Source organism: Brevibacillus sp. FSL K6-6036 (assembly GCF_037964015.1).
Lineage (GTDB): Bacteria > Bacillota > Bacilli > Brevibacillales > Brevibacillaceae > Brevibacillus > Brevibacillus borstelensis.
Window position 1 is genome coordinate 1,937,501 of sequence record NZ_CP150173.1, and the last position, 12,299, is coordinate 1,949,799.

The 12,299-nt window shown below is 53.6% G+C and carries 10 protein-coding genes and 2 tRNA genes; 10 read left to right on the forward strand and 2 right to left on the reverse strand.

The window, feature by feature from the left end; all coding sequences use genetic code 11:
* The first annotated feature begins 290 nt into the window (after positions 1-290).
* The 4 genes from NST37_RS09680 (at position 291) to NST37_RS09695 (ending at position 3,201) form a co-directional block, all read left to right on the forward strand.
* Positions 291-372, forward strand: a tRNA-Leu gene (locus NST37_RS09680).
* A gap of 33 nt (positions 373-405) precedes the next feature.
* Positions 406-482: transfer RNA gene (locus tag NST37_RS09685), tRNA-Glu, on the forward strand.
* A 255-nt stretch (positions 483-737) separates the two neighbouring features.
* Positions 738-1,976, forward strand: coding sequence for a glycosyltransferase family 2 protein (locus NST37_RS09690; protein WP_003387495.1), 1,239 nt, complete (start codon positions 738-740; stop codon positions 1,974-1,976).
* Between the two features lie 265 nt (positions 1,977-2,241).
* Positions 2,242-3,201, forward strand: a complete 960-nt coding sequence (locus NST37_RS09695; protein WP_024985114.1) for a TIGR01212 family radical SAM protein — start codon at positions 2,242-2,244, stop codon at positions 3,199-3,201.
* Positions 3,202-3,256: 55 nt separating this feature from the next.
* Here NST37_RS09695 and NST37_RS09700 read toward each other — a convergent pair whose 3' ends face one another.
* Positions 3,257-3,985, reverse strand: coding sequence for a glycerophosphodiester phosphodiesterase family protein (locus NST37_RS09700; protein ID WP_003387493.1), 729 nt, complete (start codon positions 3,983-3,985; stop codon positions 3,257-3,259).
* Positions 3,986-4,332: 347 nt separating this feature from the next.
* On the opposite strand from NST37_RS09700, the gene ablB reads away from it, so the two are divergent.
* On the forward strand, positions 4,333-5,172 hold the full coding sequence (ablB, locus tag NST37_RS09705) for a putative beta-lysine N-acetyltransferase (protein ID WP_024985116.1): 840 nt from the start codon (positions 4,333-4,335) through the stop codon (positions 5,170-5,172).
* 15 nt (positions 5,173-5,187) lie between these two features.
* On the opposite strand, the gene NST37_RS09710 is transcribed toward ablB, so the two are convergent.
* Positions 5,188-6,747 carry a PucR family transcriptional regulator gene (locus NST37_RS09710; protein ID WP_031931727.1) on the reverse strand — a complete coding sequence of 520 codons (1,560 nt, stop codon included), beginning with the start codon at positions 6,745-6,747 and terminating at the stop codon, positions 5,188-5,190.
* A 143-nt stretch (positions 6,748-6,890) separates the two neighbouring features.
* On the opposite strand from NST37_RS09710, the gene NST37_RS09715 reads away from it, so the two are divergent.
* From NST37_RS09715 to gabT, 5 genes are read left to right on the forward strand one after another with little or no spacing between them, the layout of a single operon-like run.
* Positions 6,891-8,243: an aspartate aminotransferase family protein gene (locus NST37_RS09715; RefSeq protein WP_338461503.1), complete on the forward strand. Its 1,353-nt coding sequence runs from the start codon at positions 6,891-6,893 to the stop codon at positions 8,241-8,243.
* Positions 8,244-8,261: 18 nt separating this feature from the next.
* Positions 8,262-8,954 carry a CoA transferase subunit A gene (locus NST37_RS09720; protein WP_003387489.1) on the forward strand — a complete coding sequence of 231 codons (693 nt, stop codon included), beginning with the start codon at positions 8,262-8,264 and terminating at the stop codon, positions 8,952-8,954.
* On the forward strand, positions 8,936-9,613 hold the full coding sequence (locus NST37_RS09725; protein ID WP_003387488.1) for a 3-oxoacid CoA-transferase subunit B: 678 nt from the start codon (positions 8,936-8,938) through the stop codon (positions 9,611-9,613). The genes NST37_RS09720 and NST37_RS09725 overlap by 19 nt, the downstream gene beginning before the upstream one ends.
* Before the next feature lie 12 nt (positions 9,614-9,625).
* Positions 9,626-10,897, forward strand: coding sequence for a peptidase (locus NST37_RS09730; protein WP_003387487.1), 1,272 nt, complete (start codon positions 9,626-9,628; stop codon positions 10,895-10,897).
* 40 nt (positions 10,898-10,937) lie between these two features.
* Positions 10,938-12,299, forward strand: coding sequence for a 4-aminobutyrate--2-oxoglutarate transaminase (gabT, locus tag NST37_RS09735; RefSeq protein ID WP_339186617.1), 1,362 nt, complete (start codon positions 10,938-10,940; stop codon positions 12,297-12,299).

Genomic DNA, 12,299 nt, shown 5'->3' on the forward strand with positions numbered 1-12,299 from the left:
GTCGTTTTGTAAGAGCAAGCAGAAGTAGTACGAAGAATTAGGATTCGTGTCGAAAACACATTAGTATAAAGAGAAACGAGGAGTATCAAAATTCCTATTGACTCGAAAACTACAACCGTGTATACTTCGTAATTGTGAGTGAATCTGCAGGAATCATTCGGGACCATAAGTCACCTTCAAGTATGATGAAAAGGCTTATATGAGGTATTCGGAGATCAGCAAAGCGCTCTTGCTTTTAAAGCCAGTAGGTCGGGAATGCGCATCTTCCTAGGGCTTTCTATTATCAACCTGCGGTCGTGGTGGAATTGGCAGACACACCATCTTGAGGGGGTGGCGGGGCGACCCGTGCGAGTTCGAGTCTCGCCGACCGCATTATGTTCTGAAGCGGGAGAAATCCTGCAATCTGGCCCGTTGGTGAAGCGGTTTAACACAGCAGCCTTTCACGCTGTCATTCAGGGGTTCGAATCCCCTACGGGTCACCACTTTTTTGGCATACGGGTTTTAGACTAAGCCTTTTCCGAAGGCTTTTTTTTCTGCTTACTGGCATGGATTCGAATAGAACCGAATAAAGGTGGGAATGGTGATAGAAGTGCCTCTTTTTTTTCCCACTTTTGGGTCATTGCGATATACTGAATTTTGAGGTACACTCCCAATTGAGAGAGAGAGAAGAGTAAAAATTTGGAAAAACACTGCCTGAATCAAGAAAAAAATAAGATTTAGGTCGAGGAGAAGAATCCATGAGTGAATTGAAAGAGATCATTGAGGGACTGTTCATCGGATTTACTAGTACGGTAGGTGTAGTAAGTACGTACCAGACACTTGTTTCATGTGCGGGCTTGTTCCGTAAAAAGGAGCAGGTTACACATGAGCCACAAAAGACATTTGCCGTCCTGGTTGCAGCACACAATGAGAGCGCCGTAATTGCGCCGCTTATCGAGAATTTGAAGAAGCTGGATTATCCGCGCGAGATGTACGATATTTTTGTTATCTGTGACAACTGTACGGATAATACAGCCGAGATCGCACGTCAGCATGGAGCCTATGCTTGTGAGCGTTTTGACACGTCGAAGCGAGGCAAAGGATTCGGGATTGAATGGATGCTGGAAAACCTGTGGGCAAGGCCTAAGCAATATGATGCCGTCGTGATGTTTGACGCTGACAACCTGGTAGAAAAGAACTTTTTACGTGTCATGAATGACCGCTTGTGTAAAGGAGCACGGGTCATCCAAGGATACCTTGACTCCAAAAATCCATTTGATTCGTGGATTACGCTTTCATACGCTGTGACTTACTGGTTCACAAACCGCATGTGGCAATTGGCACGTCACAATCTGGGACTTCCAAACACTTTGGGAGGAACAGGGCTTTGCATTGAAAGCAACTTGTTAAAAGAGATGGGCTGGGGAGCTACCAGCTTGACGGAAGACCTGGAGTTTGCCACCCGCTGTATTGAGCGGGGGATCTACCCGACATGGGCCCATGATACAAAGGTGTGGGATGAGAAGCCGATCGACCTGAAAGCTTCTATGCGCCAGCGCTTGCGCTGGATGCAGGGTCATTACGATGTGGCCGGCCGCTATATCGGTTCGGTGCTGAAGAATGGCCTGCTCAAACGTAAACTAGGCATGCTTGATGCGGCATTTTACCTGTTTCAGCCGATGTATGTGCTGATGGTAACGATGATGTCGATCCTGTTCCTGGGCCGCTTTTTGGAGATCGAGATGCTCATGCCGGCGGCAACCATATTGCCAACCTGGCTTGTTTATGGCTCGACAGCAGTCTTCTACATGCTGCCGCTTCTTGCGCTCTATCTTGATAAAGTGCCGTGGAAAGGGTACTTTGGGCTATTGCTGCTGCCTTTCTTCTTCCTGACATGGCTGCCGATCATGTTTTATGCATTTTTTACAAAGAAGAACCAAGTGTGGAGCCACACATCGCATACTCGTGCGATACGCATCGAAGAGATTCAACAATAGCACAGCGTAAATGTAAAACCACAGGGAAAACGTGCCCTGTGGTTTCCTGTATTGCGCTTCCCCTCTCGACCTATCTGTCTGGTATAATGGAGAAGTCGCATCTGAAACACTTTATGCAAAAGAACCGCGGTTATGGTATCGCGAAACGTATATAATGAGTTGTTGGACAGTTTCTCAGGAGGCTACGGGCAGGATTGTGGACGTGGTTTCAACGAAAGTGGATTCGAAGAGCATGGCCGCCAAGAAGGGAGATAAGATGATGAATATGCAAATAAAACCGTTGGACACCCCGCAACTGTGGGGCGACAAACGTTATCATACATGGAACTACCATCTCCGCCAAACATTTCAGGAGAAGGTGTTTAAAGTGCCGTTGGACGGGGGGTTCAGTTGTCCGAACCGGGATGGCAGCGTCGCAACGGGAGGCTGCACGTTTTGCAGTGCCAGGGGATCGGGAGACTTTGCCGGGGATCGACGGATGGATCTGGAAAGGCAGTTCCATGACGTGAAAAACAGAATGCATCAAAAATGGCCGGAAGCGAAGTACCTTGGTTTCTTTCAGGCATATACCAATACCTATGCTCCCGTGGAAGAGCTGCGCGAGATGTATGAGGTTGTACTGAAACAGGAGGGAGTCGTCGGACTTTCAATCGCCACACGCCCTGACTGTTTGCCGGATGACGTTGTCGAATATTTGGCCGAGCTGAATGAACGAACGTATTTATGGGTAGAGCTCGGCTTGCAGACCATCCATGAACGGACCGCACAATTGATTAACCGTGCGCACGATTATCAGTGCTACCTGGACGGCGTGGAAAAGCTGCGGAAGCATAACATCCGCGTCTGCTCGCATATTATCTACGGTTTGCCAGGCGAAACGCACGAAGACATGATGGAGACGGCCAAAGCTGTGGCCAATCTGGATGTCCAGGGCATTAAAATCCACCTGCTGCATTTGCTGCGCAAGACTCCGATGGTCAAACAGTATGAGGCTGGCCTGCTGGAATTTTTGACACAGGAGGAATACACCAAGCTGGTGGCCGACACACTGGAGATTTTGCCGCCGGAGATGATCGTGCACCGTGTCACCGGAGATGGACCGCCTGATCTTCTCATCGGTCCGATGTGGAGCCGTAAAAAATGGGAAGTGTTGAACGGAATTGATGCCGAGCTCGTTCGCAGAAACAGTTGGCAAGGGAAGTTTCATACACCGTGTTCTCGATAAGAAAGAGGGCGTCCTCAACCGTCTCTGGCGGTTGGCGGGGCGCCCTCTTTTCGTCTCATGGTTTGTGCAGGGCTTTTCTCGCTCTGCCCGGGTAATTGGTGATGATGCCGTCAACGTTCATTTTGGCGGCATCACGTATGCCGGCAGTTGAATTAATGGTCCAGCCGACGACGCGGAATCCGTTCTCTTTTGCCTTGCTGACCAACGCGGTAGTCAATTGATCTTTGGGTACGTGCAATTCGTCGACGCGATACCGGCTCCCGACCTCCCAAGGGTTATGGAGCGGCCCGATGTACAGCAAGGCGGTCGTCTGATTGGGATCAAGCTCTTTGACAGCAAGCAGACTGTCAAAATTAAAAGAGGAGATAACTGTGCGGCTCGTCAAATCGTATTGTCGGATCAGCCCGATCACGTATTCCTCCAGTTGGGGTTGGGCAAAGAAGAAGTTTTTGAGCTCGATGCAAAAACGCAGTTTCGTCGGGGCAAATGTGTGGAGCACCTCGCGCAAAGTAGGGATTCGGATGTGCTTTTGGCGTGATGGAACGGCCTTGTCAGCGCGAAATTTTTTCAGCTCTTCCCATGTATGCTGCCGCACGGTTCCACGTCCGTTGGTGGTCCTCTCGAGGTGGTGGTCATGAATCACGACCACCTTGTCATCCTTGCTCAACTGAACATCCAGCTCAATCCCGTCTGCGCGACGTCGCACAGCGGCGCGAAAAGCCTCCATCGTATTTTCCGGATAGCGGCCGGAAGCACCGCGGTGAGCGTAGATCAGTGGTGTCAAGAGAGCTTCCTCCTTCCGTTCGGTCCTGCACAAGTGGTCCTATTACATACATATGTATTTCGCCCCTCGCTACTACCAGAAGAGAGGGGCGCAATGGTATTTACGTACATGAGCAAAGCACGATAACGAGCAAAATGAACAGGACCAGTATAAGGGTACTGTTGTTGTTCCGGCTGCAGCTCATCTGATTCTCTCCTCTCGGCAGTCTAGCGTACTTTATCCTATGTCTGCCTGTCGTGATTGGCACTCGCCAAATACCTACGCAGTTTTGTACAGTCTGGAGGATGAATGATCTGAGCGACATGATACAATAGCAGCAAGAGAAACAACGGGAGGGGCGGTTAGTCATGCTTGATGTGTCTGCGATGATTTCAACAGGAGATCTGGTTATTGATCACCGGAACAAACGGGTGAAAGTACATGTTTATGACCCGGAAGCCATTACTGACTTGCACGGGAAAATGATCGAATGCGCCCAACAGTCTGAAGCGACAAAGTTGATTGTGTACGCAAAACGAAAGGATGTGCCGGCCTGGCTTTCACTCGGCTACCGCCAGGAAGGAGTGATCGACGGTTTTTTTCAGGGAGAAAACGCGTACATGCTCGCCAGCTTTTTGACAGAGGAACGGGCCACCTCCATGCACCATCTTGCCGAGGAGGAGATCCTGCAGCTCAGCTTGTCCAAGCGCCCGGAGACAAAAACGCTGCCGGTAGGGTACAGCTTGCGCGAGGCAACCGAAGAAGATGCCGAGGAGCTTGCCAGTCTGTATAAGACGGTGTTTGCTACTTATCCGACCCCCATGGATGATCCAGAATACGTTCGAAAGACGATGAGGGAATCAACCTACTATATCGTCGCTGAGCATGATGGACGGATCGCCTGTGCGGCCTCGGCGGAAGTGACAGAGCGTTTCGGTTCGGCGGAATTGACGGACTGTGCCACGCATCCGGACCACGCGGGGAAAGGGCTGCTTCAGCCGATCTTTACGGCGCTGGAAGAAAAGATGAACGGGCAGGGCATTTATTACTTGTACACCCTGACCCGCGCCCAATCGGCTGGAATGAATATTACAGCGGCAAAACACGGCTATGCTTATCGAGGCCGTTTGATAAACAACTGTACGATCTTTTCCGGCTATGAAGACATGAATATATGGGTGAAATCGCTCCGCCCGACCCGGGAGTAGCCCTTCCCGCGTTCCTTACTCCGGCGGAAAGAGCTGTTCCTGCAGCCGGCGCGCCATCAGCGCCAGTTGCAGCTGCCATCGCTGGTGGGCGTCGTCCAAATCACAGCCTGTTTTCTCTCTGATTTGCGCCAGCCGGTATGTGAGTGTATGCCGGTGAATATATAGAGCCTGAGACGTTTGTAAACCATTTCCGTTATGCATAAGGTACATGTCCAGCGTCTCGAGGAGCTGCTGCTTATGCTTCTGATCGTAGCGCAGCAGAGGCTCCAGAAACGGCTTCCAGATCGCCTCAAGCATTTCGGCTTTGTGATGGTACGGAAAGAGAAACTGATAGCCTTGCATCTGCTGGTACGACAGCAGAGCGGGAGAACGCACCAGCAGCGGGTAGGCCTGCAGGGCAAAGAGCGCTTCTTGCACGGCTTCGTCCAGTTCGGTCAGGCGTCCGCGTGGGGAGCTCAGTCCAATTCGCAGGTCGTGCTCGCGATGAAGCCTGTCCCAACGGGCAGCGAACTGTTCCAGCAAAGCAAGACTGGTCTGGTCATGCGGCATGATGAAAAACAAAGAGTGTGGTCTCTCCCGCAGCAGATAGGGGCGATTGTGCGAGTCAAACAATCGCTTCATGAGTGTTATGCAGGCCTGATGAAGCTCAAAGGAAGAGCGGTCGACAGAGGCCTCTACCTGCACGGCCGCGACAAAGTGAGCACCGGACAACGGATAGCCGAGCATGCGGCAGCGGCTCTCCAGTTCGGCAGGAGCCAGTTCTGTGCCGCTGAGCAGTTCTTCCACGAAATCTCCTTTTAGTCTCCATTCCGTCGCTGCTACAGCGTTTTCTTTGATATATTCCATCGCGCAAAGCGTAGCGGCATGCTGCAGTGCTACATCATCCAGATCTTTCCACTCTTCCCTCGGCTTGGCCAATCGCAGTGTCCCGAACTTCTCGCGATGGGCCCGAATTTCAACCGTATGGATTTGCTCTTTTTCCTGGTCTTTGCCGCTTCGATCGGCCTGCTGTCCAGCGTCCCCTTCGTGATTGCCGTAAACCTTGAATCCGAGCGCGTCTGTCAAAGAAACGCGGCCGCCTGTCAGTGACGCCAGCTTCTCCACGATTGCCCGGAGTCCGCCTTTGGAGAGGGCGGCTTCAATCATCTGACGGTGTATGGCTTGCGAATAGGCGAGCGTTTCGAATTGCCGATTGACGATAGGTTGTAGGATTGCTTTGGTAATCGTTGAAAAGTTCATTTCAACGGGAATTTCGATAAGCGGCAGGTGGTGGCGGTCGGCCATCTCGATCAAATCAACAGGGATTTCCCGCAAATAAAAGCCGGTATGAAAGGCGATGCCGCTAAGTTTTTGCTTGGCCAGCGCCGGGATGAGGGAGGCCCTGCGCTTCGCGTCTTCGGCCAGACCAAAGCCGGTCGTGATCAAAAACTCGCCTTCCTGCAGACGTCCTACGTCCTCCAATACCTCTACAATTGTCACCCAGCGGATGGGATTGTCCAAGCCCTCTGCGCCACCGACCAAACGAGTTTGAACCATGTCAGGGAGCTGCAGCGCTTCGCGTATGGTGATCGTCATTTTTTTCGAACCCCCTACGAATCTCTTATACAAAATGTATAAAACATTCCGTCTCTTTGTCACGCTTTTTCTTCCAGGCAGTCGAATGGCACCGTCATGCTCATTCGCTACGATAAGGGAAGAGAGAAGGAGAGGTGGCTAGCATGCAGAGAAGTTATGTCATAAAGCCTGAGCTTGGCAAAGAGTATCCCCGGGTTTCCCATGGCAAAGGGATTTACCTGTACGATACGTCGGGCAAACGATACATCGATGGTTGTTCCGGTGCGGTAACGGCCAGCATCGGCCACGGCGTCGAGGAAATTGCCGAAGCGATGGCGGAGCAAGCACGCAAGGTCTCTTTTGCGTACCGTTCGCACTTTAGCAGCGAGGCAGTCGAAGAGCTGGGCGCCAAGCTTGCCGAATGGGCTCCGGGCGAGCTCAATTGGAGCTTTTTCGTCAACAGCGGCTCCGAGGCGACGGAGACGGCGCAGAAGATCGCGATTCAATACTGGCAGGAGCAGGGAAGACCGTCGAAGACGAGAATGATCTCCCGCTGGATGAGCTATCACGGCATTACGATGGGGGCGCTGTCGATGTCCGGGCATGTGCTGCGCCGCAAGCGGTTCGTTCCGCTGTTGGCTGATTATCCGGCCATCTCGCCGCCGTATCCGTACCGCAGACCGGATGGCATGTCCCTGGAGCAGTACGCGAGGCTTTGTGCTGATGAGCTGGAGACGGCCATTTTGCGGGTCGGTCCGGAGCAGGTAGCGGCTTTTATCGCCGAACCGGTCATCGGCGCTTCTGGCGGCGCTGTCGTGCCTCCTGACGGCTACTTCCAGCGCATTCGGGAGATTTGCGACAAATACGACGTCCTGTTTATTGCCGACGAGGTCATGACGGGGGTGGGAAGGACGGGCGAGAAGTTCGGGATTGACCACTGGAGCGTCAAGCCTGACCTGATAACGCTCGGCAAGGGGATGAGCGCGGGCTACACGCCGATGGCAGCAGCGATGGCCACGGAAAAGATCATCGATACGATTACACGCGGCTCCGGTCTGATCATGGCCGGACACACGTACAGCGCGAACCCGCAGTCCGCAGCCGTTTCGCTCGCCGTGCTTCGCTACGTGGAAGCGCACAACCTGGTCGAGAAGGCAGCTGTACAGGGAGCCTACCTGCTCAGAAAACTGCGGGAGCTGGCGGACGAGTCTCCGCTTATCGGAGAAGCGCGCGGTCTCGGGCTGTTGTGCGGTCTGGAGTTCGTCAAAGACAAACGGACCAAGGAGCCGTTCCCGCTTTCCAGGGGAGTTGCAGCGCGGGTCATTTCCCGGGCGTTCGAAAACGGCCTGCTCGTCTATCCGGCGACAGGAGGATTGGAAGGCGTAGCGGGCGACTCGGTCATCCTTTCGCCGCCGCTGACGATTACGACAGAGGAAATTGACGAGCTTGTAGACTTGCTGAAAAAGTCCGTTCAGCGTGTACAGGAAGAAATGAGACAGGAAATGCAACTGACCTGATCCAGGGGAGGAGGACACATGGCGAACCAGTTTGACAAGGTAATCACAGTCGAAGAAGCACTCGCCCATTTTCATGACGGAATGACGCTGATAGCGGGAGGCTTTGGCGGGGTAGGCAATCCACCTACCCTGATCCAGGGCATTCTCGACAAAGGAATCAAAGACATCACGCTGATCAGCAACGATACGGCATTCCCACATATCGGCGTAGGAAAGCTGGTGACAGAGCGGCGGGTCAAGAAAGTGATCGCTTCGCATATCGGCTCCAATCCGAATGCCGGGGCGCAAATGACTGCTGGAGAGCTGGAGGTGGAATTTTGTCCGCAGGGCATCCTCGCAGAGCGTGTACGCGCTGGCGGAGTGGGTCTGGGCGGAATTTTATCCGATATCGGCATCGGCACCATTGCGGAAAAAGGCAAGGAAAAGGTGTTGGTGGGGGGCAAGGAATATTTGCTTGAAACGCCCTTGACTGCGCAGGTAGCCATCGTACATGCGAAAAAGGCGGACCGCTTCGGCAATCTCGTCTACGACACGAGTGCCCGCAATTTCAATCCATTGGTAGCAATGGCGGGCGATATCACGATCGTCGAAGCTGACGAAATCGTGGAGATCGGAGCGCTTGATCCGGAAGAGATCGTCACACCTGGCGTCTTCGTCAACTACATCGTGAAAAGCGAGGGGGTGAACTGGCAATGGGCGTGGGAGAAGTAAAAGAAACGGAAAGCTTTCGTGAGAAGATCGCGCGGAGAGCGGCGCAGGAGATCGAGGACGGCATGATCATCAATCTGGGAATCGGCATTCCCACGTTGGTTGCAGACTTCATTCCAAAGGACAAAAAGGTTCTGTTTCACGCGGAAAACGGCATCCTCGGCACGGGTCCGAGCCCCGCTCCGGGAGAAGAAAATCCGATGCTGTGCAATGCCGGCGGCTTTCCCGTCACACTGGCGACCGGCGCTTCCTTTTTTGACAGCGCCACCGCTTTTGCCATCATTCGCAGGGGTCTGCTGGACATGACCATTCTCGGCGTTCTGGAGGTCAGCGAGCGCGGAGACATCGCCAACTGGATCGTGCCCGGGAAGCGCGTGCCCGGCATGGGCGGCGCGATGGAGCTGGCGCAGAAGGCAAAGAAGGTCATGGTGTTGACGACGCATCTGGACAAAAACGGGAGGTCGAAGATTGTGCGTGAATGCTCCCTCCCTTTGACTGCCGTAGGCGCAGCCCATCTGATCATCACCGATATGGCAGTGATGGAGGTTCGGGAGGATGGCTTGTATTTGAAAGAAGTCATGCACCCCTATACGGTGGCGGACGTGATCGGAGCCACAGAAGCGGAACTGAAAATGGACGAAGAGGTCAGAGTTTTCCGATAAAGGAGGATACCGATGACAAACTGGCAAGCGCTGATACGGGAGCAGATCGAGAAGGAACGGGCTGCCGCAACGCAACTTCTGCAGGAGTGGGTTCGCGAGCCGAGTGTTCAGGGAGAAGAGCGTTCCATCCAGGAAAAAATCGCGCAAAGACTGCACGCCATGGGAATGGAAGTGGATCTTTGGGTGATGGGAGGAGAGGAGCTGCTGAAGCATCCCTATTTTGTATCGCCGAGAAGCGAATTTTCAGGCAGTCCGAATGTCGTCGGCGTCTGGAAGGGAACCGGCGGCGGCCGCTCGATCATCTTGAACGGACACGTGGACGTGGTGCCTGCCGGAGACCCTGCGCAATGGTCACACGATCCGTTTAGCGGCGAGATCGAGGAGGGGAAACTGTACGGGCGCGGCTCCACCGACATGAAGGGCGGCAACCTCTCCTCGCTGCTGGCGATTCAGGTCCTGCAAGCGCTGGGCATCCGGCTGAAGGGAGACGTCATCTTTCAAAGCGTCGTGGAGGAGGAGAGCGGCGGAGCGGGGACACTCGCTGCAATCCTACGCGGATACAAAGCGGATGCGGCATTGATTCCGGAGCCGACCAACATGAAGATCTTCCCCAAGCAGCAAGGCTCGATGTGGTTCAGATTGACGGTGAAAGGCCGCTCTGCACACGGAGGCACACGCTACGAAGGAGTCAGCGCCATCGAGAAAAGCATGCAGGTCGTCACCGCGATCAGCAAGCTGGAAAAAGAGCGCAATGATCGAATCGTCGACCCGCTTTACGCAAAGCTGCCGATCCCGATCCCGATCAACCTCGGCGTGATTGAGGGTGGAAAATGGCCGTCTTCCGTAGCCGATCTCGTCAAGCTGGAGGGACGGATGGGGGTAGCCCCGGGCGAGAAGATGGAAGCTGCGAAACGAGAAATGGAAGAAGCTCTCGCAGCGCTTGCCCATGACGACCCGTGGTTCGCGGAGCATCCGGTTGAATTGGAGTGGTTCGGGGCCCGCTGGGTGCCTGGTGACGTGGGTGAAGATCATCCACTGATGGAGATTTTGCAGGATCAATTCCTCAAGGTAACCGGTGAGCGGGCGGTCGTGGAGGCATCGCCATGGGGAACGGATGGCGGGCTGCTGACAACCTTGGCCGATACTCCTGCGATTATCGTAGGCCCGGGTACAACGGCAGTCGCCCATTATCCGAATGAATCCGTCGAGCTGGATGAAGTATTCCGCTGCGCGGAGATATTTGCCCTGACGCTTATGGAGTGGTGCGGCTACGAAACAAAATGATGTGGTCTTGATAGACAGACAAGGGAGGAGCAGATCAAAAATGGATTCGACGACTACAAAGTACATTCAGATCAAAACACAAATTCCGGGACCAAAGGCTCAGGAGCTTCTGGCACGAAAGGAAAGCCATGTGCCGCGCGGTCCGTTCAACACCTTGCCGACCTTTGTCCAGAAGGCGGAAGGAGCGCTTCTGACTGATGTCGACGGAAATACGTTTATCGATTTTGCCGGAGCCATCGGGACAATCAATGCCGGCCACTGCCCGCCTGCGGTGGTGGAAGCCCTGAAGGAACAGCTTGATCAGTATATCCATACCTGCTTTCACGTCATGATGTACGAGCCGTACGTCAAACTGGCCGAGACTTTGAACAGAATCACGCCAGGGACGCATGCAAAGAAAACATTCTTCCTTAACAGCGGTGCGGAAGCTGTAGAAAATGCGGTCAAAATCGCCAGAAAGTACACGGGGCGAAAAGCGATTATTTCGTTTGAACGCGGCTTCCATGGCCGTACCTTGCTGGCGATGTCACTTACGAGCAAAGTGCGTCCGTACAAATACCAGTTCGGCCCGTTTGCTCCCGATGTGTATAAGATGAGCTATCCGTACTACTACCGTGCAACGCCGGGAACGACTCCGGAAGAATGCGACGAACAAGTGCTGAGACGCTTCGAAGACTTCTTCCTGGGTGAAGTGCCTGCGGATGAAGTCGCGGCCGTCATTATGGAGCCAGTTCAGGGCGAGGGCGGATTCGTGGTACCGTCCAAGCGTTTTGTCCAAGGGGTAAAAGCAATCTGCGAGAAGCACGGCATCCTGTTCATCGCCGATGAAGTCCAGACGGGTTTTGGCCGCACAGGCAAAATGTTTGCGATGGAGCATTTCGGCGTAGAGCCTGATTTGATTGTCATGTCCAAATCGCTTGGGGCCGGGCTGCCGATCAGTGCAGTTACTGGCCGGGCTGAGATCATGGATGCTCCCAATCCAGGGGAGATCGGCGGAACATATGGAGGCAGTCCGCTCGGGTGTATCGCCGCTCTGAAGGTGATCGAAATGATGGAGCAGGAAGGCTTCATGGACAGAGCCAACCAGATCGGAACCGGGATTTTGCAGTGCTTCGAAGGCTTCAAGCAACGCTTTGAACAGGTAGGAGATGCGCGTGGCATTGGAGCGATGTGTGCTATCGAAATCGTCAAAGACAAATCAGGCAAAGAGCCAGACAAGGAATTGACGGCAAAAATTGCGCAAGCCTGCTGCCAGCGCGGGTTGGTCGTACTCACGGCCGGTCTTTACAGCAATGTCATCCGGATTCTCTCTCCGCTCGTGATTGACGACGAACAATTGGAGGAAGGTTTGGGTGTGATGGAGAAAGTGTTAGAGGAACTGTGTACGCCTTCACAAGCATAA

Excerpts from the sequence above, each read along its gene's own strand:
- NST37_RS09690 (WP_003387495.1), top strand. The coding sequence starts at position 738 with ATGAGTGAATTGAAAGAGATCATTGAGGGACTGTTCATCGGATTTACT.
- NST37_RS09695 (WP_024985114.1), top strand. The coding sequence starts at position 2,242 with ATGCAAATAAAACCGTTGGACACCCCGCAACTGTGGGGCGACAAACGT.
- ablB (WP_024985116.1), top strand. The coding sequence starts at position 4,333 with ATGCTTGATGTGTCTGCGATGATTTCAACAGGAGATCTGGTTATTGAT.
- NST37_RS09710 (WP_031931727.1), bottom strand. The coding sequence starts at position 6,747 with ATGACGATCACCATACGCGAAGCGCTGCAGCTCCCTGACATGGTTCAA.
- NST37_RS09715 (WP_338461503.1), top strand. The coding sequence starts at position 6,891 with ATGCAGAGAAGTTATGTCATAAAGCCTGAGCTTGGCAAAGAGTATCCC.
- NST37_RS09720 (WP_003387489.1), top strand. The coding sequence starts at position 8,262 with ATGGCGAACCAGTTTGACAAGGTAATCACAGTCGAAGAAGCACTCGCC.
- NST37_RS09725 (WP_003387488.1), top strand. The coding sequence starts at position 8,936 with ATGGGCGTGGGAGAAGTAAAAGAAACGGAAAGCTTTCGTGAGAAGATC.
- NST37_RS09730 (WP_003387487.1), top strand. The coding sequence starts at position 9,626 with ATGACAAACTGGCAAGCGCTGATACGGGAGCAGATCGAGAAGGAACGG.
- gabT (WP_339186617.1), top strand. The coding sequence starts at position 10,938 with ATGGATTCGACGACTACAAAGTACATTCAGATCAAAACACAAATTCCG.